Source organism: Bacillus sp. GMa5/1, assembly GCF_050172015.1.
Classification (GTDB): domain Bacteria; phylum Bacillota; class Bacilli; order Bacillales; family Bacillaceae_G; genus Bacillus_A; species Bacillus_A cereus.
This window is the reverse complement of sequence record NZ_JBNLYC010000085.1, coordinates 1-19063: the sequence shown is the minus strand read 5'-3', so window position 1 is coordinate 19063 and position 19063 is coordinate 1. Positions and strand designations below refer to the sequence as shown.

Genomic DNA, 19063 nt, shown 5'->3' with positions numbered 1-19063 from the left:
GAAAAAGAACATCTAGAATTGGTAAGTGGATAGAACTCTATAGATTAAAGTTTTACTTTATCGGATTCACTTTTATTTATCTGAATTTTCCGTTACTATTTTAAGTATCCGTGAACAATTTCCTTTATTACGACAAGAAGAGACGGTAGATTCATGGACATTACAAGGGGGCTTATTATATGAAAGTGAAAGCAAAAACATATTTAAGTATAGAAGAGATTATTTCATTACCAACCGTATCAAGTACAAACATAAGTGATGATGGTAAAAACGTAGCATTTGTTAAGAAGATGGCTGATTGGAAAGACAATATATATAGGAATCATGTATGGATATATGAAAAAGATAAGAAGCAGAGTTACCCATTATCAAATGGTGATATAGATAGTACACACCCATTATGGTCTCCAGATGCTAGGTGTATCGCATATCTTAGTCCAGTTGGTGATGGGGAAAATCAGATATTTGTTAAGTCACTAGATGATTATAGAGAGGTTCAAATTACTGATGAGAAAGAAGGAGTCAGTACATTCAAATGGGGTCCTACTGGCAAGGGTCTTTATTATGTTACGCAGTCAAAAGAATGTGAAGAGATAAAGAAACGTAAGGACCTATATGGAGATTTTCAACATATAGGTAAGGAACACCAGAATAATTGTTTATATTACATTGAAATAGAAAAGGTGATACAAAGTGATACAGATGAACACGAGAACAGAGTTGTTTATCAATTAACGGATGGTAAGGACTTTCATATCCATGAATTTGATATTTCAAATGATAGTAAAAAGGTTGTATTTATAACGACACCAAGCTCAAATATGGCAGATTATATAAATGGAGATCTATACATACTCCATATTAAAGCTGGAGAGCTACAAAAGCTGAATGTGGATAAGTTGTTGGGAGGGAGTGTTTGCTTTTCTCCTGACGGCAGTAAAATATGTTACACAGCAAGCATAAGAGAGAAGGATTACTATAGAAACCATATACAAGATAGTACGTTAGAGATATATGATATGAATACTGGAGAGGTAATTCAGCCTCTAACAAACTTTGATAGTACAGTTATGCCATTACAGTGGACAGCTAAAGGAATTTTAATTAGATGGCAGGATAAAACGAATTATCGTATTGGATTACTAGCTGAAGATGGCACTGTGGAAGCATTAAGCGACAAGATAGATGGCTTTATAATGGATGCCTCTATAACAAAGGATGGAAATCATATAACCTATAATAAGGCTATAACAAATGAAACCTTTGAAATCTATTTAGACGATAAAAAAATAACGGATGAAAATAGCTTTTTCAAAGGGAAACTTAAAAGTAACAGGGAAATCATCTCATGGAAAAGTAGTGATGGTCTTGAAATAGAAGGTGTTTTATCAACGCCAGTAGAGTTTGACACTAATAAAAAATATCCTTTATTAGTAGTAATTCACGGTGGTCCGGCTTGGGCATCTTTTCCGATATTTTCAGACTGCTTCAATGAGAAATATCCGATTGAACAGTTTGTTGAAAAAGGCTTTATCGTTTTAGAGCCAAATTACAGAGGAAGTTCAGGTTATGGTAATGAATTTTTAAAAGCTAACTATAGAAAACAGGGGATTGCTGACTACGACGATGTTATATCAGGAGTTGATAAACTAGTTGATCAAGGGATAGTAGATAAAGATAGAGTAGGAGTTATGGGATGGAGCAACGGTGGATATGTATCAGCTTTTTGTTCTACATTTAGTAGCAGGTTTAAAGCTATTTCAGTTGGCGGTGGAATAACTAACTGGAGTACCCATTATGTAAATACAGATATACCTTACTTTATTAGAATGTATTTAGGAAATACTCCATGGAATGATCCAGATATATATACGAAGACATCACCTATGACGTATATTAAATCAGCTTGTACGCCTACCTTAATTCAACATGGGGAAAAGGATGCAAGAATTCCGATTACAAATGCATATGATCTATATCAAGGATTAATGGATATGGAAGTTGATACAGAATTAATTATATTTAAAGGAATGGCATATAGTTCTGACCAACCAGGAGTTCATGTGGCTATTATGAAGCAGAACTTGATGTGGTTTTCACACTATATGCTTGAAGAGAGTATGGAGGGTTTTAGGACTTTGTAATAGATGTTTGTACAAGACATATGATTGAAACGGTCTTCATATTGAGATGATTTATTATAAAATATATACTTAAACTACTATCAGTACATACATCAGGGAGGACTAATATGACAGGAAATAAAAATGACTTACTAGTAGAAAAACGTGAAGAGTTATTGAAAGTATTGCAAGCTCGTTTTGAGAAAAACATGAACCGCCATGAAGGTCTTGAATGGGCTAAAGTTGAAGCGAAGCTAACTACTAATAATGAAAAATTGTGGTCACTTAACGAAATGGAAGTAACTGGTGGTGAGCCGGATGTTATTGGTTATGATGAAGAAAAGGACGAATATACTTTCTATGATTGTTCAAAGGAGAGTCCTAAAGGCCGCAGAAGTCTTTGTTATGATCTTGAAGCGTTAGAATCAAGAAAAAAGCATAAACCAGAAAATAACGCTATTGATGTGGCGGCCGCTATGGGTATTGAGTTATTAACGGAAGAACAATATCGAGAGTTACAACAACTTGGAGATTTTGATATGAAATCATCGAGTTGGGTACAAACACCTTCAGATATTAGAGAGCTTGGTGGTGCTCTATTTTGCGATTATCGCTTTGGACATGTTTTCGTGTACCACAATGGAGCAGACTCTTACTATGCTGCCAGAGGTTTTCGTGGTTCATTAAAAGTTTAAATTAGGATAAATAAGAAAAAGAGCCTATATTCAGGCTCTTTTTCTTATTTATATTTTAAAAGTAAATTGTTACTACGCAGTTTTACTTAATTTATATGTTCTGTGGTTGTTTTTACGGAAAAGTTTAGGGAAAACATAGCCATCTAATCCAATACGTCCAGCGTTCTGCCCTGCAACTAAAATGAACATAGTCAAAATAAGCAGGTTTGGGTTTACACTAACAGTTCCGCTTAATAAAAATGAAAGATTCATTATGATTCCGAAAAATGCAGCTGTTTTTGTTAATCCGCCTAAAATCAAACCTAGACCTACTAAAATTTCTCCCCATTGAACTAAAAAGCTAAATAGGTCTGCGTTTGGAAGGACAAAATGTTGAAGGAAATCTGCCCACCAATTTTGTACTGCAGGGTGGTCCCCTGATGCTTGAGCAATAGCACCCTTTAGAAAGCCACTTGCGTCAAAAGATTGTCCGAAGACTTTGCCTATCCCAGCAGCGAACCATGTATATCCTATGTAAAGCCGTAAAAGTAATAATATGAAAGTAGCACGTTTATCAGTTCTTAAAAAATTGATAACCATTGAAATCCCTCCAATATTGTATTTACACGTTTATTATATATCCAATGTGAAAAGATTCACAATGGAGAGAATGTGAACAAGGATAGGTTGTGAATAATTGTTTTATTTTTTGTAACATTTTATCTGCTTTGATAAACTAAGAATAGAGATATATGTAAAGGAGACAAAGACTCAATATGTGGATGAACTTGTAATGATTAGAAACTACTAGATAGATAAATTTTGCTCTCATAAGCGAGGGTTTGTTTAGTTATCTGTAAATCATTCAAGGAATGCATATTTGGCTTGTACATCCCTTTTATAAGGATAGGTGCCTATTTTATGTATCTGTCTTTTTTGTGGGAAAGTTTATATCTCTTATATAAAATATGCGTCCTTTAAACTTGGAGGAGTATATGATGAACCAATTAAAAAATAAAGTAGCAGTTATTACAGGGGTAAGTCGTCTAGATGGTATAGGGGCAGCGATTTGTAAAGAATTAGCAGAATCAGGATACGATATATTTTTTACGTATTGGACAGCTTACGATAAAGAGATGCCTTGGGGCGTTGATAAAAATGAACAAATACAATTAAAAGAAGAGTTACTAAAAAACGGTGTTAAAGTATCAAGTATGGAGTTAGATTTAACTCAGAATGATGCACCAAAAGAGCTTATAAATAAAGTTACTGAACAATTAGGGTACCCTCATATATTAATTAATAATGCAGCATATTCTACGAATAATGATTTCTCTACGTTGACTGCTGAAGAATTAGATAAGCATTATATGGTAAATGTTCGTGCGACTACATTGCTCAGTAGTCAATTTTCCCGGGGATTTGATAAGAAATCTGGTGGTAGAATTGTTAATATTACTTCGGGGCAATTTCAAGGTCCTATGGCAGGAGAACTAGCTTATGCGACAACGAAGGGAGCTATTGATGCTCTTACTAGTACGTTGTCAGCAGAGGTAGCTCATTTAGGAATAACAGTGAATGCAATTAATCCAGGACCAACCGATACAGGATGGATGACTGAAGAGATAAAACAAGGGTTAAAGCCGATGTTTCCTTTTGGCAGAATTGGTGAGCCAAGGGATGCAGCTAGACTCATTAAATTTTTAGTAAGTGAAGAGGCCGAGTGGATTACTGGGCAAGTTATTCATTCAGAAGGTGGATTTAAAAGATAAAAAAGAAGGCATCTCACCAGGGTGAGATGCCTTCTTTTTTAATCTTTCTTCAATCTTCGTGCAACACCATTCCCTAAAGACTGTAATCCTTGAACGAGGATAATTAAAATAAAGACGGTTGCATACATTACTTCAGGCTCGTAGCGTAAATGTCCGAAGCGGTATGCTAAATCCCCTAGCCCGCCAGCACCTACAAGGCCAGCCATTGCTGTTGCGCCGATTAAGCCGATCGTTGCGATTGTTAATCCGAGTACAAGGGAGGGACGAGCTTCTTTCACCATGACGTGCCAAATGATTTTTATAGTAGAGACTCCCATCGCTTGGTAGGCTTCAATGACACCGCGATCGACTTCTAGTAAAGCTGTCTCCATTAAACGTGCGATATAAGGGGCTGTGAAGACGACAAGCGGTACGATAACACCTTGCACGCCAATGGACGTTCCCATTAGAAATTTTGTAAAAGGTAAAATAAAGAATAATAGAATGATAAATGGAAGAGAGCGAATGATATTAATAATTGTATTAAGAATAGGATAGATGATTTTATTTTCACGCTGCCCACCAGGTCTCGTTAAAACAAGTGTGACGCCAAGTGGTAATGCAATAAGGATCGAGATGAGTAATGAGATAGATGTCATTTGAAAGGTTTGGATTGTGGCTTCCCATATGACTTTACCCCATTCATCCAAAAAGGACTTGTTTCCCATAATCTGTTCTACCTCCTTCTACGATGATTCCTTGCTCTTGTAAAAATGATAAAGCACGGTGGATTTCATTTTGTTCCCCTTGCATATGAACGACTAGTTTCCCATATGCTTCATGTTTTAACTGCGTAATATTACCGGATAAAATATTCGGATACACTTGGAAACGTTTTGTGGCAACGGCTAAGGCAGGTTCCCCTGAAGTAGTGCCAATAAATGAAAGTGTTACAATTTCTCCAGTACTTTGTAGTTCTTTCTGTACCTCTTTTGGAATTTTCGCTGCAAATGCGCTATTTACAAATTTCTTCGTGGTTACATGTTGTGGGTTTGTGAAAATATCTTTTACAGTCCCACTTTCGACTACAGATCCATGTTCCATAACAGCAACGCGGTCACATATACGCTGGATGACATTCATTTCATGTGTAATGAGTAAAATCGTAATTCCGATTTCTTCGTTAATCTTTAATAACAAATCAAGGATAGAATCGGTTGTTTCGGGATCTAATGCGCTCGTGGCTTCATCACTTAATAACACTTCAGGTTCATGTGATAGCGCACGAGCAATTGCAACACGCTGTTTTTGACCACCAGAAAGTTCGCTTGGATACGCATCTTTTCTATTAAAAAGATCGACAATGCGTAAATACTTTTCTACTCTTTTTTCAATTTCTGCTTTTGGAATGCCAGCAAGCCGTAACGGTAATGCGATATTTTCATAAACGGTAACAGTTTTAAGTAAATTGAATCCTTGGAAGATCATTCCGATTTTTTGTCTCGATTTTGCTAGTTCTTTTGTCGATAACGTTGTTAAGTCTTGTTCGTTTACAATGATATTTCCTGTCGTTGGTTTTTCTAATAAATTTACACATCGAATCAATGTACTTTTACCAGCGCCAATATACCCAATGATTCCAAATACCTCGCCTTTTTCTACTTTAAGGGAAGTAGACTTAAGAGCCTCAACATTCCCTTTTTTTGTTGTAAATACTTTGGATATGTTTTTTAATTCAATCATTATCGTCAGCTCCTACCAAGATGGTAAAACTGAACCATCAAATTTTTTCTCGATAAACTCTTTTACTTCTTTAGATTGATAAGCTTTCTTTAATTTGTTTACAACGGCATCATCTTTATTTTCAGTACGAACAACGACCCAGTTCACATATGGTGAATCTTTTCCTTCGTGGAAGATAGAATCTTTCGCTGGACTTAATTTTGCACCTAATGCAAAGTTTGTGTTAATTGCAGCTGCTTTCACTTCACTTAGTTGTGTTGGTAATTGAGATGCCTCTAATTCGACAATCTTTAATTTTTTTGGATTTTCAATTACATCTTTTGCAGTCGCTTTTTCTGTAGCCTTTGGATCAACTTTTAAAACCCCTGCTTTTTCAAATAATTTTAAAGCTCGAAGTTCATTCGTTGGGTCATTTGGTACAGCAATTGCGTCGCCCTCTTTTAAGTCTTTTACATCTTTTATATCTTTAGAATATACGCCCATAGGGAATGTTACTGTTGAAAATACTTCAGCTAATTTCATATTGCGTTCAGCTTTAAATACATCTAAATACGATTTCGTTTGGTAACTATTTACATCAAGGCTTTTTTCATCTAATGATACGTTTGGCGCTACATAATCATTAAATACTTTTATATCAATTTCGAGACCATCTTTTGCTACAACTTCTTTTACCTTTTCAAAAATTTGTTCATGTGGTCCACCTGTTACACCGACAGTAATCTTTTTCTCGTCTAATGCTTTTACCTCTTTATCTGAACTCACGCTACATGCGCCTAATAATAATACTGCTCCGCTTACAATGCTTAATAATACCTTTTTCATCTATAAATCCCCCTTCATATACGTTCCAAAATAAAAAGCACCTCCCAAAAATAAGAGAGGTGCCGAATAGACGAAATAGATTCCTCTCTTATCTTCCAAAACGAAAACTCGTTTTGCAGGAATTAGCACCTTAGCTTATACGTCATAAGCTCGGTTGCCGGGCATCATCGGGCCAGTCCCTCCGCCACTCTTGATAAGAGTATGTGTATGTAGTTTTGAATATGGTACTAATAGTAAATCGTACAAAAAGAATTGTCAATGATATTTTCTGAATATATTTTATTTTAAGATAATCGAAACATTCCCCTTTTTATGTCCTTTTTCTACATATATATGAGCTTCAGCAATTTCTTCTAATCGGTAAGTTCTATCAATAACAGGTTTTAGCTTTCCTGTTTCAGCTAGTTGTTTTAGTAGGTTCATATCTTCTTTACTGACCTTTGCCATCATTCCGTTCACAGATACATATTTTCCATTAGGCATTAATGCATCTGTACAAAGAGACTTTTTATATTTTCCAACTGCATCAAATATAATATCGTAGTGCTCGCCCTGCTTAGTAAAATCTTCTTTCATATAATCAATTACGTTGTCTGCCCCTAAAGCTGTTACTAATTCGAAATTCGAACTACTACAAATGGCTGTGACAGTCGCCCCGAAGTATTTAGCAAGTTGTATGGCAGCTGTCCCTACTGACCCAGAGGCGCCGTATATAAGTACTCGTTGCCCTTTTTTTATCTGTCCTTTTCTAAGGAAGTGCAATGCTGAAGTTCCGCCGAAAGGAATAACGGCAGCTTCTTCATATGTCACATTGGTAGGTTTTAATGCTATTAATCCACTTTCATGCACGCATGTATATTCCGCATAACCACCAAGGTTTAGTTCTGTTAATGCAAAAACTTGATCTCCTTTTTTAAATTGTGTTACATCTGTTCCAATGTCTTCGATTTCACCGGATAACTCTACGCCAAGTATAGGTTTTCTCGGTTTTCTGAAACCTAATATGATCCGCATAGGAATCCAAAATAAGAGGGGGCTATTAAAGCCACGTATTCTACAATCTCCAGTCGATACACTTGTTGCGTGAATTTTAACTAATACTTCATTTTTTTTAGGTTTAGGCTTTTCTACATTTTGAAGCTGGAGAACATTAGGTGGTCCGTACTTTGTACAAATAATCGCTTTCATAATGACCTCCTGAAATGAGTTGTTATTATTTACATCATATTTAAACTTTTTCTCAAACATGTTGTTATATAGGAAATAAATTTAAAGATAAATATTACGAATTATATAGATTTCATAGGAAAAGAGATGATATTATTTTTGGGAAGGAGGGGACGTTATGAAAAAACTTATTTTAATTTCAAGTTTAGTACTTGCAGTCGGTCTAGGAGTAGGGTGTAGTAATGAGAAAACAAAAAAGACTGACGAACCGAAAAAAGAAGCTGTGCAGAAAGAAAAGGAATTAACAGCGAAGGATGTTTTTAATAAAGCGAATGAAGCTTTTAAAAACGAAGAAAATGTAACGATGACATATGATGTGGGAATAAAGGCTGAAGGAACAGAGATGAATGTAATAAAGGCTAAAATGCAACTAGAGCCGAAGAAAAAAAATTCTCGTTCTGAAATGAATGTTTCTGGTACAGAGGTTGTTGTTTATGATGTGGGTGGCAAAATTGCTGGTCAGTTAAAAAATCCTAATACGGGTGAAATTATGTCTGTACCAGAGGAACAATTGAATGCTAACGGAATGAACGCGACTCAAGGAATGGTAGATAATTTAGAGATTCCATCGGAAATTTTAAATAAAGTGAAGATGGAGAAAAGTGGAGATAATTATAAGCTGAAGTTTGCATTAAAAGGGCAAGAGACAGAGAGTATGTTAGCTAGTATGGATGAAAAGCAGAAACAAATGCTACAAGGCCAAAATGCAAAGATAGAAGAAATAGATGGAGAATATATTATTACAAAAGATTTTAAATATGAATCAGCAAAGATAGATATGGTTATGAGTAGCAATGGTGAGGATAAAGCGCACATTATTACGGATGCAAAGTTTACATCGTATGATAAATTTGATCCAATACAATTGCCAGCAGCAAAGTAATCACTGTCAAGAGAGGTACCTGAAAGAACGGGTATCTCTTTTTGTTGCTAATAAGGAGAGTGTCCTTTGAAAAAAAGAAAGATAGCAGTGGTCATTGTCGCATATACGGTTTTGCTTGCAACGTCTGTACATACGTATAAAAAACAAATTGATCATCCTATTATGAGTGATGTAGGTAAATTGCTTCCGACAAAAATAAAACGTGTTGAAAGTGCTACGGAAGAGCACTCGTTAATAAAATTAGTGCGAGATGCAAAAGTTTCAGGAGAGAAAATTTCCATTGCAGGCATGCAACATAGCCAAGGAGGACAGACATATTATCCGAATGGCACGATGCTCGATATGAAAGGATATAATAAAATATTAGAATTTGATCCAGAGAAGAAGCGGATTACAGTTCAAAGTGGTGTCACCTGGAATGATATTCAGAAGAAAATAAATCCTTATGGCCTCGCGGTACAGGTCATGCAGTCTCAAAATATTTTTACTGTTGGCGGTTCATTAAGTGTAAATGTACACGGGCGTGATATTCGTCATGAGGCACTGATTGATACAGTAGATTCATTTAGATTGTTAATGGCAGATGGCACGGTACGTAATGTAAGTAGAGAAGAAAATGCAGAGTTATTTCCATATGTCATTGGGGGTTACGGTTTATTTGGAGTTATTTTAGATGTGACGCTGAAGTTAACAGATGATGAATTATATGAAATGCACACGAGAATGATAGATTATAAAGAATACGCATCTTATTTCAAAGAGAAAGTGAAAAGAGATGAGAATGTTCGTATGCACTTAGCGCGTATTTCTGTTGCTCCAAATTCATTTTTAAAAGAGATGTATGTGACAGATTATACTTTGGCACAAAATCAAAATATGAGAGAAGAGTACAGTGAATTAAAGGAAGAAAATATTATAGCTGCACCGAAATTTTTGCTTGGGTTATCACGTTATAGTGATTGGGGAAAGAATACATTTTGGGATATACAAAGAGGTTATTTTGAACGTACAGATGGAAAGTATGAGACGCGTAATAATGTTATGAGATCAGATAGTGCTTTTATGGAATATGAAAATCCAAATAGGACCGAAGTGTTACAAGAATACTTTGTGCCTATAGATGCTTTCACAGAGTATATAGATGATTTACGTAACGTATTAAATGAAGAAGAGTTTAATTTACTCAACATTACGATTCGTTACGTGGAAAAGAATGAAGATGCAGTTTTGTCCTATGCGAAAGATGATATGTTTGCACTGGTTCTTTTGATTAACCAGGGACGCTCAGAGAGTGAGATAAAGAAAACAGAGGATGTCATTCGAAAGATGATTGATATTACTTTAAAGCATAATGGTAGTTACTATTTGCCGTATTATTCTTATCCAACGAAAGAGCAGTTAAAGAGGGCATATCCTCGCATTGAAGAATTTCTCAAGAAAAAGAAGGAAATAGATTCAGAAGAGAGATTTGTGAATTTATTTTATAGGGAGTATACGAAATGACATATAGAAGATTTGTGGCTTCGCAAAGTATCATCATGATGGCAGGAAGTATGGTATTTCCTTTTTATATATTATTGCTTCGAAACGTTGGAAATAGCTTCTCGCAATTTGGCTGGGCGTATGGCTTATTTGCTTTAACATCAGCACTTGTATATCCACTAGTGGGAAAGGTATCTGATCAAGTAGGGGATAAAAAATTATTAATCATATACGCTTGGTCCATGGCAATCTTAATGCTTTGCTTTCCAATTGCCACGGAAGTTTGGCATGTGTATATTCTTCAAATTGTAATGGGCGTTTTAGGTGCTGTGCAGCGTAATACTGAGAAGACTTCGTTAGCACGAAAGGTTGCGCAGGAAAAGGCTGGTTATGAGATTGGAAAATACCATGTGTGGACATCCATTGGCGGAGCAGTAGCGGTTATTGCCACGGGATATTTAGTAGATTTCTTTACGATTGGTACAATTTTTTATATTGCATCTATTCTATATGTAGTGAGCGGGATTGTATTAAGTAGTAAAAAAATATAACTATTCCTATTTTCACCTTAATACCCTTTATTTGTTATACTAAAAGGGAATACAAAAGAAAAGGGGACAGTGCCTTTGATGAAATTTGTAGTTTTAGCTATTCTTACTTTGTTTTTGATTCCATGGACAAGAAGTAGTAGTAAGCTTCGAGCAGTGGATAAGAAGGGAGATAAGAAGGTTGTAAAGGGTAAGAAATCATCTATTTTAGTTATTCCTATTTTATTTTGGATAGGTATTGCAATCTATGAATACTTTTGGCTAATTGATGATCGAGTAGATTCGATTCTTACTCATTATTCTGTTGCAGTAGCAATTTTAATTGGGCTTGTTTTATTTTCACAAGATCAAATAGGGAAATTAGAAGGTACATTAAAAGGACTTCTAATGTTTATTTTACTCGCAAGTTACGGCTACTTTGGTTATTTGCACGATATAGTAATCTCGCAAAAGAAATATGATTCTGTTGTTAAGGTAGAGAAAGATATTTCAGAGCCATTTACTGAAAATGACCAGCCGTTTACAGTGCCGCCAAAGACAGCGGAGAATAAGATGAAAAAAGTATTTGGTGATATTCCAAAAGTAGCTTATTTTGAGCTAGGAGAATTAACGCCACAAATGGTAAACGGCGAAGCTTTATATGTAGCGCCGATTGAAGTTTCAGGGTTTTTTAAAGCACGTAAAGCTGAGACAATTCCAGGGTATGTAACGATGTCAGGTACGAATCCTGATGCGGAAGCGAAACTGCACCTCGGTTATAAAATGAAATATGTGCCAAGCATGTTTTTTGGTAATAATTTAGAGCGTGTGGTAAGGCAAGCAGAACCAAATTTAATCTTTAAAGGAAAACCTAAATTTGAGGTTGATGATAAAGGAAAACCATATTATACAATGACGTACGGTGAATTTATTTCAGGAAGATCTGGATTTGAGGTAGAAGGTGTTGTCGTAGTAGATGCACAAACAGGTGAAGTGAAAAGATATGATAAAGGAAAGGCACCTAAATTTGTTGATGGTGTATTAAATCATGAGACTGCATCTACGTTAAATACGTACTTTGGTAAATATATTCACGGATTTTGGAATACGAAATTCTCACAAACAGATATGAAAATTCCGACTGAGTGGGGAACGAAAGAAGGCGTGACCCCGATTTTTGGTAAAGATGGAACACTGTATTATTTTACAGACTTTACTTCTCCAAAAGAAGGAGTAGATTCAGCTCTAGGCTATTCATTAGTAGATGCACGCACAGGCAAGCTATATTATTATAATGGAAAAGAAGTAAAGGGGATTATGGATGGTTCAGCAGCTACAGAAGTAGTGGATAATTCCTTTAAGAGAGAGAAATGGCATGGGACAATGCCTGTCATTTATAACGTATACGGTAAACCAGCTTGGATTATTCCGGTTGTTGATGACGGAGGCCTAGTACGTGCGCATACAGTTGTATATGCTGCTAATGCAAAAATATTTGCGACAGGTTCTTCGCAGAAAGAAGCGCTTGAGAATTATAAAAACGTAATGAGCGGTAATCGTGATACATTTAGACCAACCTCAACAGGAAAAGAAGCGCAAAAAGAAGGTATTGTACAACGTGTATATAAAGAAAAATCAGGTGAAAATACAATCGTGTACGTACTTTTAGAGAATGAACAAAAGGTATTTATGATACCAGTGAAGAAATTCCCATATGCTATGTTTACAGAAGTAGGAGATTCAATTCAAATTACATATTTAGATACGGGAGAGACGATGGCCTCAGTATCTAAATTTACGAATAGCAATGTGAAAAAGTAAAGCGATAGAATTTCTATCGCTTTTTTTACATTATGAAAGAGGAAAATGCGCTGTACTTGACGTATGTTTATGATGTAACTATAATTGTTACGATTCAGTGTGTATAGGAAAGGGTGAATTGAAAAAGTGAATGAAGTTAATCACGAAATATATAAACCTGTAAAGGCAAACAGGTTGTGGATGATTCTTGTATTAGGGACACTTACGGCGATTGGGCCATTATCTATTGATATGTATTTGCCTTCATTACCGAAGTTAACGGATGACTTGCAAACAGGTGCATCCCTAGCGCAGCTTACATTAACAGCTTGTTTGCTTGGGTTGTCAGTAGGGCAATTATTTGTTGGCTCAATTAGTGATATTTACGGAAGACGCAAACCACTTATTATTGCTCTTATTATTTATGTTGCTTCTTCTTTACTTTGTGCTGTTGCGCCATCTATTTGGACATTAGTATTATTGCGCTTCCTACAAGGAGCTTCAGGATCAGCCGGGATTGTTATATCACGTGCGATGGTAAGAGATATGTACTCAGGTTCTGAAATGACGAAGTTTTTCTCACTGCTTATGTTAGTAAACGGAGCAGCACCTATTTTGGCACCGATTATTGGGGGTCAATTGTTACAGTTTACAACGTGGCGCGGTGTTTTCATCGTTCTTGGAGCAATTAGCGTATTCATGTTAATCTCAGCTACTTTTGTATTGCGCGAAACATTACCTCCTGAAGAAAGAGAAACGGGTGGTTTGTCAGGGACTTTGGCGACGTACGGAAAATTGTTAAAGGACCGTCTGTTTATGGGATATGCATTGTCACAAGGATTAGTAACAGCGGCAATGTTTGCATACATTTCGGGCTCACCATTTGTGTTGCAGAACATATACGGAGCATCACCACAGCAATTTAGTTTATTCTTTGCGATTAACGGCATCGGTATTATTATTGCTAGTCAGGTAACGGGTCGTTTAGCGGGGAAAGTGAATGAGAAGACATTATTTGTTGCGGGTATTATTATCGCAGCTGTTGGTGGCCTATCTTTACTACTGACAATCGTACTAGGAATAGGTTTAATTGGTGTTTTATGTTCGTTATTCCTTGTTGTATCAAGTGTCGGGGTTGTATCAACAACTGGGTTCTCATTAGCAATGAGAAATCAGAAACAAGCTGCAGGAACAGCATCAGCTTTATTAGGTTTATTACAGTTTATTTCAGGAGCTCTTGTTGCTCCGCTAGTAGGTATCGGTGGAAGTAATACAGCATTACCGATGGGTATTGTTATTGCGCTTTGTGAAGTAGGAGCAGTGTTATGTTATCTATTTATGGCCAGAAAAAGTGAGAAACAGTTTGAACTGCAACAAAAACAAAATCTAGAGGCTTAACAAAAAAGAACTGATTCAAAGGGAATGTTTGAATCAGTTCTTTTTTCATTTCTTTGAAATACCTCATACAGTTTTGTAAGGTGATGTAGTAAAGCATTGCAAAAGTTATTTGTATAAAGTGACGATACTGTGACAAACATGTTGGTATATATATTACGGTGTCGTCTTAAGTGTAAAAAGTAGGATGTTCTCGGTATAATAACAAGTGGAGATAAAAGAAACTATAATGAGTAATAGTTGTAGATAAAAGGAGAAGAAGAGATGAAGAAGGTTTTGGGTATTGCCGTAATGGGAGGAATGCTCCTTCTAGCAGGATGTAATGGAAATAAAGATACGAAAGAACCGAAAGAAAAGGTAGAGCAATCTAGAGAACAAACAGAAGAGATGAAAGAATACCGTGCAGTACATGAAAAATACGATATGAAAATGAATAAAGAAATTAATAAAGCACTGCAGTTATTTGAAGTAGCAAAAGAAAAGGGCGGTAAGGAAATAACGACTGCTACATATAAAGAAGATGTGCAAAAGGTAACAACGAGCATGTTAGAAGATATTGATCATATACGTAAAGAAATTCGTGTGCCGAAGTCGAAAGAGCAAGAACATGAAGTATATGTTGGTTTCTTGAATGAATCGGAACAAGCGATGAAAAAATTACAGAAGTTAGCTAAAGAAGAAGATTCATCGTTGATTCGTGATATAGAAATTAATTTTGCAACAGCATCGACATACTATAAACGTTTTCAAGCAGAAACGAAAAAATAACCTTGCCTGTGCAAGGTTATTTTTTCTTCTTACTACCGCCTACTTCTTTATTTTATTTCTCTTTTGTATTCTTTTTTCGTTCCATCAGAGAAGACAACTTCTAAATCAAATTTTTGATAGTCTTTATCAAGTTTGAACACGTTCACTACTTGATCGATTACTTCTTGGTCAGCAGTATTTTTATCAAATTTTAATTCTTGTAAGAGTGGGCTTAATTTTGTGATAGCCTCGTCTCCTGTTAATTTTACATCTGCTTTATGATCTTCAATTTTTGCTTCCATTTTCTTATCAGCTGCTACATTTTTATAGTCTGCTTCGTAGTCTTTCTTTGTATCTTGGTAGTCTGCCTTTAAATCGAATTCATTGAAGTTTAGTTTTAAATCTGCAGGAGCCTCATTTTTTGCTTCTTCAGTCGTCTTTTTATTAGAAGTTGTGTCTTCTTTTGCAGGAGCTTTACATCCTGTTAATGCAGGTACTAGCATAAGAGCTAATAAAACTGATAGTAGAATTCTCATTATAAATTCCTCCTTATGTAAATTCGTTCTATACAAGTTTTTCCCAAAAACATGTAATTATGTATGTGTTGAAAATAAATTATTATTCTGTAGTTGCAAGGGCTAATCCGCAATTTAAATCAAAAAAGATTTGTATGTATATGGTAAATTGAAGTTGTGAGGAGGGGCTAAAATGCATGAAGAATATAAAGAGATAATAAAAAAATCAATTGAATATATAGAGAATCACTTACATGAGGAGCTTACAACAGAAAGAGTGGCATCTCACAGTGCAGTATCGATGTACCATTTTCATCGCATCTTTCAAAGATATGTTGGGATGAGTGTAACAGATTATATTCGAAAGAGAAGGTTAACTCATGCTGCGCAAGTTTTAGTGTCAACGGAGAGAGCTGTTATTGATATTGCAGTGCAATACGGTTTTTCCTCACAAGAGGCATTTACGAGAGCTTTTAAAAGAATGTTTCAATTGCCACCAAAGAAATATCGAAAGTACTTTCAGTCATTTTATATAGAAAGAGAGGGTGTTTCAATGCAAAAAGGTATACCGAAAGGATGGATCTTAAGTGGAAGTCATCCTGCTGAATATGAGATGGGTTTAGATTATGAAGTTGTCCATCAGGGGAAAGTATCTGCATACATAAAAGCAAAAGAGAATGTTACGCACGGAGGATTTTCAACATTAATGCAAATGTTCCGAGCGGATAAATATGTAGGAAAGAGATTACGTTTTACAGCATTTATTAAGAGTGAAAATGTAAGAGATTGGGCAGGATTGTGGATGCGAGTAGATGGAAAAGATACAGAACCGCTCGCTATGGATAATATGCAAAATCGCCCCATTAAAAATACGAATAACTGGCAATCGTACTCGGTTGTATTAGATATAAAAGAAGAAGCACTTGGTATTGCATTTGGTGTTTTATTATCAGGAGAAGGTTGTGTGTGGCTAGATAGTATTCGATTTGATGAAGTAGATGAAAAAATTCCTTCAACAGATTTGGCAGAGAACTTTTATGAAACACTTTTAGAAGAGCCGGTGAATCTACAATTTGAAGAAGTAGAAAAATAAAAAACAAGGAGAAAAGATATGCTCAAATATGTAAAACTAATAAGTATTAGTTTAGTAATATCGTCTTGTATTATGGGAGTTAATTATTTAGTTAGCTATCTTTGGTCAGGGCATATACCTTCTTTGACGTGGAGAACATATTTGATGTTTGTGTTTATATGTATGATGAGTTTTGGTTCAATGCAAAAAGAAGGAAAAGAGGATTATTGACAATAGTCTTCTTCGCCTTTCTTTCATTAACACAAATGGTTGTAACTGTTTTTGGAGATGCAGGTATGATTTTCAATATCATCTCACTATCGTTACAACTTGTAAGTTTGGGTGTAATTGTACCACATGAAATGCTTTCTAAAACATACCAAACAATCAGTGAATTATTTCCTGCAATATATGCAGGAAATGGCTATTATACAATAATATTTGGAGGAGTTAGTTTAGAAAGAAATATTATTTCATTATTAGTTATTGTATTGGTTATACAATTAGTAGCAGGTATGATTTTAGCTATAAAAGGAATGGCAAAGGGAAGAGGAAGCTCTGTAGTTAAAGTTGTATAAAAGTAAAAAGGTATCCTTCGTGGGATACCTTTTACTTTTGTTACTTTGCAACTTCTGTCCACTTGTAGTTAAATTCACCACCGAAGTCAGTTGTTACAAGTCCTTTAATGAAAGAGCGTTGTAAGTAAGAACGACCTTGTTGGTATAAAGGAGCGACAGCGCCGTCTTGTAATAGAATTTTTTCAGCTTGCTTCATTGCTTCAAAGCGTGCTTTTTCATCGCCAGCTAAATCTGTTTTCACTTTATGAATTAGCTCATCGTACTCTTTGTTAGAGTATTTATCGAAGTTATAAGCACTATCTGTTGTAAATAGATCTAAGAATGTAATTGGATCAGCGAAGTCAGGGCCCCAGCCGTCAATACCAATTTCATAGTCACCACTTAATAGTAGTTTTAGCTGTTGTTTACGTGGTTGTGGTTTTAAGTTCACTGTTAATCCGTCTAAGTTCTTTTCTAATTCACCTTTTAAATATTCACCAGTCTTTTTAGCTAAAGCATTGTCACTTGTTAATAGTTCGATTGTTACTTTGTCAGTACCAAGTTCTTGTTTTGCTTTTTTCCAGTTTTCTTTCGCTGTTTTCACATCATCCTTGACTAGATTTCCATTTTCTTTACGGAAGTCGTTGCCTTCTGGGCTCTTTGCGAATTTCGCAGGAACCATTCCTTCAGCTGGAACCGCGCCGTTATTTAAGATTGTTTCTACGTAAGCTTTTTTATTCATTGCGCCGTTAATAGCAAGGCGTGCATGTTGATTTTTTAATGTTTCATTTTTCTGATTTAGTCGTAAGAATTGAATGCCGACTTCAGCGCGTTCTTTGAAGTTTGGATCGCTCTTATATTTATCAACAAACTCTGCAGTTAAAGCAACACGATCAATTTGTCCTGAATCATATAAGTTCACTTCTGTAGACTTATCTTTAACGACATTGAAGTTGATTTCTTCTAGTTTTACAGTTTTAGCATCCCAATAGTTAAGGTTTTTCTTCAATTGGAAGCTTTGTTCATGTTTCCAGTTCTCTAATGTGAAAGCACCGTTGTAAATTAAATGATTTGTTTCTAAACCATATTTATCGCCTTGAGACTTTAAGTACTCTTCATTAATTGGTAAGAATGTTGAGAATGTCGTTAAGCTTAAGAAGTAGGGAACAGGACGGTCTAGTTGTACTTCTAACGTTTTGTCATCAACAGCTTTGACCCCTAGTTGATCAATTGGCAATTGTTTTTGGTTTATTTGTTTCGCATTCTTTATATCGAAGAATAAGAATGCGTATTCAGCTGCTGTATCAGGATTTACGGCACGTTGCCAAGCGAAGGCAAAGTCCTTTGCTGTAACAGGAGTACCGTTTGACCATTTTGAATCACGCAGATGGAATGTATATTTTGTTTTATCGGGACTAATGTCAACCGACTCAGCGACACCAGGAACCGGTTTATTATCTTCTCCCATTGCATATAACCCTTCAAAAACATTGCGCATTACGTTCATGGATTCCCCATCCGTTGCTTTTGCAACATCCATTGTTGGAATTTCTGAAGCGAATGATAAGTTAATTGCCTGTTTATCAGGTGCTTTATCGTTTGCTTTCGCTCCACTTGCATTATCTTTATTTCCCCCGCAAGCAGTTAGTAATAGACTTGCCCCTAAAACAGATGCAACAACAGGTATAACTTTTTTCTTCATTGTTCGTTCCTCCCTAAATGTGTTGTTCGTAACGTCATAA

The 19063-nt window shown here is 35.6% G+C and carries 19 protein-coding genes and 1 riboswitch; of the genes, 12 read left to right on the top strand and 7 right to left on the bottom strand.

The window, feature by feature from the left end; genetic code table 11:
* The first annotated feature begins 179 nt into the window (after positions 1-179).
* Both ACQGSG_RS18475 and ACQGSG_RS18470 read left to right on the top strand, forming a co-directional pair.
* The gene (locus tag ACQGSG_RS18475) at positions 180-2144 is read left to right on the top strand and encodes a S9 family peptidase (RefSeq protein ID WP_097998592.1); all 1965 of its coding nucleotides are present in this window, start codon (positions 180-182) and stop codon (positions 2142-2144) included.
* Between the two features lie 107 nt (positions 2145-2251).
* The gene (locus ACQGSG_RS18470; protein ID WP_000147390.1) at positions 2252-2818 is read left to right on the top strand and encodes a DUF4256 domain-containing protein; all 567 of its coding nucleotides are present in this window, start codon (positions 2252-2254) and stop codon (positions 2816-2818) included.
* A gap of 72 nt (positions 2819-2890) precedes the next feature.
* On the opposite strand, the gene ACQGSG_RS18465 is transcribed toward ACQGSG_RS18470, so the two are convergent.
* Entirely contained in the window at positions 2891-3397 is a 507-nt protein-coding gene (locus ACQGSG_RS18465) for a DoxX family protein (protein ID WP_325842679.1), read from the bottom strand.
* A 395-nt stretch (positions 3398-3792) separates the two neighbouring features.
* Between ACQGSG_RS18465 and ACQGSG_RS18460 the strand changes: the two genes are divergently transcribed.
* Positions 3793-4569 carry an SDR family oxidoreductase gene (locus ACQGSG_RS18460; RefSeq protein ID WP_002098920.1) on the top strand — a complete coding sequence of 259 codons (777 nt, stop codon included), beginning with the start codon at positions 3793-3795 and terminating at the stop codon, positions 4567-4569.
* A 38-nt stretch (positions 4570-4607) separates the two neighbouring features.
* Here the strand turns inward: ACQGSG_RS18460 and ACQGSG_RS18455 are convergent, their stop codons facing one another.
* From ACQGSG_RS18455 to ACQGSG_RS18440, 4 genes are all read right to left on the bottom strand, one after another.
* Positions 4608-5276 carry a methionine ABC transporter permease gene (locus ACQGSG_RS18455; RefSeq protein ID WP_000527151.1) on the bottom strand — a complete coding sequence of 223 codons (669 nt, stop codon included), beginning with the start codon at positions 5274-5276 and terminating at the stop codon, positions 4608-4610.
* The gene (locus ACQGSG_RS18450; RefSeq protein WP_325842680.1) at positions 5251-6291 is read right to left on the bottom strand and encodes an ATP-binding cassette domain-containing protein; all 1041 of its coding nucleotides are present in this window, start codon (positions 6289-6291) and stop codon (positions 5251-5253) included. The genes ACQGSG_RS18455 and ACQGSG_RS18450 overlap by 26 nt, the downstream gene beginning before the upstream one ends.
* A 12-nt stretch (positions 6292-6303) precedes the next feature.
* The gene (locus ACQGSG_RS18445; protein ID WP_076775300.1) at positions 6304-7116 is read right to left on the bottom strand and encodes a MetQ/NlpA family ABC transporter substrate-binding protein; all 813 of its coding nucleotides are present in this window, start codon (positions 7114-7116) and stop codon (positions 6304-6306) included.
* A gap of 85 nt (positions 7117-7201) precedes the next feature.
* A riboswitch (SAM riboswitch) is annotated at positions 7202-7316 on the bottom strand.
* 79 nt (positions 7317-7395) lie between these two features.
* On the bottom strand, positions 7396-8304 hold the full coding sequence (locus ACQGSG_RS18440) for an NAD(P)-dependent alcohol dehydrogenase (RefSeq protein WP_000643865.1): 909 nt from the start codon (positions 8302-8304) through the stop codon (positions 7396-7398).
* A gap of 157 nt (positions 8305-8461) precedes the next feature.
* On the opposite strand from ACQGSG_RS18440, the gene ACQGSG_RS18435 reads away from it, so the two are divergent.
* The 6 genes from ACQGSG_RS18435 (at position 8462) to ACQGSG_RS18410 (ending at position 15198) form a co-directional block, all read left to right on the top strand.
* Positions 8462-9226, top strand: a complete 765-nt coding sequence (locus ACQGSG_RS18435; protein WP_000733612.1) for a DUF6612 family protein — start codon at positions 8462-8464, stop codon at positions 9224-9226.
* Between the two features lie 66 nt (positions 9227-9292).
* Positions 9293-10729 carry an FAD-binding oxidoreductase gene (locus tag ACQGSG_RS18430; protein WP_070183493.1) on the top strand — a complete coding sequence of 479 codons (1437 nt, stop codon included), beginning with the start codon at positions 9293-9295 and terminating at the stop codon, positions 10727-10729.
* Positions 10726-11259: an MFS transporter gene (locus ACQGSG_RS18425; protein ID WP_000222367.1), complete on the top strand. Its 534-nt coding sequence runs from the start codon at positions 10726-10728 to the stop codon at positions 11257-11259. The genes ACQGSG_RS18430 and ACQGSG_RS18425 overlap by 4 nt, the downstream gene beginning before the upstream one ends.
* Before the next feature lie 78 nt (positions 11260-11337).
* Complete coding sequence (locus ACQGSG_RS18420; protein WP_098605809.1) at positions 11338-13056, top strand: DUF3981 domain-containing protein; 1719 nt, start codon at positions 11338-11340, stop codon at positions 13054-13056.
* A gap of 117 nt (positions 13057-13173) precedes the next feature.
* Positions 13174-14433, top strand: coding sequence for a multidrug effflux MFS transporter (locus ACQGSG_RS18415; RefSeq protein WP_325842688.1), 1260 nt, complete (start codon positions 13174-13176; stop codon positions 14431-14433).
* Positions 14434-14694: 261 nt separating this feature from the next.
* Positions 14695-15198, top strand: coding sequence for a hypothetical protein (locus ACQGSG_RS18410; RefSeq protein WP_070183495.1), 504 nt, complete (start codon positions 14695-14697; stop codon positions 15196-15198).
* A 47-nt stretch (positions 15199-15245) separates the two neighbouring features.
* Here ACQGSG_RS18410 and ACQGSG_RS18405 read toward each other — a convergent pair whose 3' ends face one another.
* Positions 15246-15713 (bottom strand): YusW family protein, encoded by a 468-nt coding sequence (locus ACQGSG_RS18405; RefSeq protein ID WP_001221553.1) that lies wholly within the window; start codon positions 15711-15713, stop codon positions 15246-15248.
* A gap of 172 nt (positions 15714-15885) precedes the next feature.
* On the opposite strand from ACQGSG_RS18405, the gene ACQGSG_RS18400 reads away from it, so the two are divergent.
* Genes ACQGSG_RS18400 through ACQGSG_RS18390 form a run of 3 tightly spaced genes read left to right on the top strand, consistent with a single transcriptional unit; the run spans position 15886 to position 17342 of the window.
* A complete protein-coding gene (locus ACQGSG_RS18400) occupies positions 15886-16785 on the top strand; it encodes a helix-turn-helix transcriptional regulator (RefSeq protein ID WP_000544203.1) in 900 nt (299 codons plus the stop codon).
* A gap of 18 nt (positions 16786-16803) precedes the next feature.
* Complete coding sequence (locus ACQGSG_RS18395; RefSeq protein ID WP_000922552.1) at positions 16804-16995, top strand: hypothetical protein; 192 nt, start codon at positions 16804-16806, stop codon at positions 16993-16995.
* Positions 16992-17342 carry a hypothetical protein gene (locus ACQGSG_RS18390; RefSeq protein WP_000156942.1) on the top strand — a complete coding sequence of 117 codons (351 nt, stop codon included), beginning with the start codon at positions 16992-16994 and terminating at the stop codon, positions 17340-17342. Before ACQGSG_RS18395 ends, ACQGSG_RS18390 begins: the two co-directional genes overlap by 4 nt.
* A 40-nt stretch (positions 17343-17382) precedes the next feature.
* On the opposite strand, the gene ACQGSG_RS18385 is transcribed toward ACQGSG_RS18390, so the two are convergent.
* On the bottom strand, positions 17383-19023 hold the full coding sequence (locus ACQGSG_RS18385; protein ID WP_023520842.1) for a peptide ABC transporter substrate-binding protein: 1641 nt from the start codon (positions 19021-19023) through the stop codon (positions 17383-17385).
* Positions 19024-19063: the final 40 nt, after the last annotated feature.

Coding starts and splice junctions, on each gene's coding strand:
- ACQGSG_RS18435 (WP_000733612.1), top strand. CDS start 8,462: ATGAAAAAACTTATTTTAATTTCAAGTTTAGTACTTGCAGTCGGTCTA.
- ACQGSG_RS18465 (WP_325842679.1), bottom strand. CDS start 3,397: ATGGTTATCAATTTTTTAAGAACTGATAAACGTGCTACTTTCATATTA.
- ACQGSG_RS18470 (WP_000147390.1), top strand. CDS start 2,252: ATGACAGGAAATAAAAATGACTTACTAGTAGAAAAACGTGAAGAGTTA.
- ACQGSG_RS18405 (WP_001221553.1), bottom strand. CDS start 15,713: ATGAGAATTCTACTATCAGTTTTATTAGCTCTTATGCTAGTACCTGCA.
- ACQGSG_RS18410 (WP_070183495.1), top strand. CDS start 14,695: ATGAAGAAGGTTTTGGGTATTGCCGTAATGGGAGGAATGCTCCTTCTA.
- ACQGSG_RS18425 (WP_000222367.1), top strand. CDS start 10,726: ATGACATATAGAAGATTTGTGGCTTCGCAAAGTATCATCATGATGGCA.
- ACQGSG_RS18450 (WP_325842680.1), bottom strand. CDS start 6,291: ATGATTGAATTAAAAAACATATCCAAAGTATTTACAACAAAAAAAGGG.
- ACQGSG_RS18460 (WP_002098920.1), top strand. CDS start 3,793: ATGATGAACCAATTAAAAAATAAAGTAGCAGTTATTACAGGGGTAAGT.
- ACQGSG_RS18400 (WP_000544203.1), top strand. CDS start 15,886: ATGCATGAAGAATATAAAGAGATAATAAAAAAATCAATTGAATATATA.
- ACQGSG_RS18385 (WP_023520842.1), bottom strand. CDS start 19,023: ATGAAGAAAAAAGTTATACCTGTTGTTGCATCTGTTTTAGGGGCAAGT.
- ACQGSG_RS18440 (WP_000643865.1), bottom strand. CDS start 8,304: ATGAAAGCGATTATTTGTACAAAGTACGGACCACCTAATGTTCTCCAG.
- ACQGSG_RS18455 (WP_000527151.1), bottom strand. CDS start 5,276: ATGGGAAACAAGTCCTTTTTGGATGAATGGGGTAAAGTCATATGGGAA.
- ACQGSG_RS18395 (WP_000922552.1), top strand. CDS start 16,804: ATGCTCAAATATGTAAAACTAATAAGTATTAGTTTAGTAATATCGTCT.
- ACQGSG_RS18475 (WP_097998592.1), top strand. CDS start 180: ATGAAAGTGAAAGCAAAAACATATTTAAGTATAGAAGAGATTATTTCA.
- ACQGSG_RS18445 (WP_076775300.1), bottom strand. CDS start 7,116: ATGAAAAAGGTATTATTAAGCATTGTAAGCGGAGCAGTATTATTATTA.
- ACQGSG_RS18420 (WP_098605809.1), top strand. CDS start 11,338: ATGAAATTTGTAGTTTTAGCTATTCTTACTTTGTTTTTGATTCCATGG.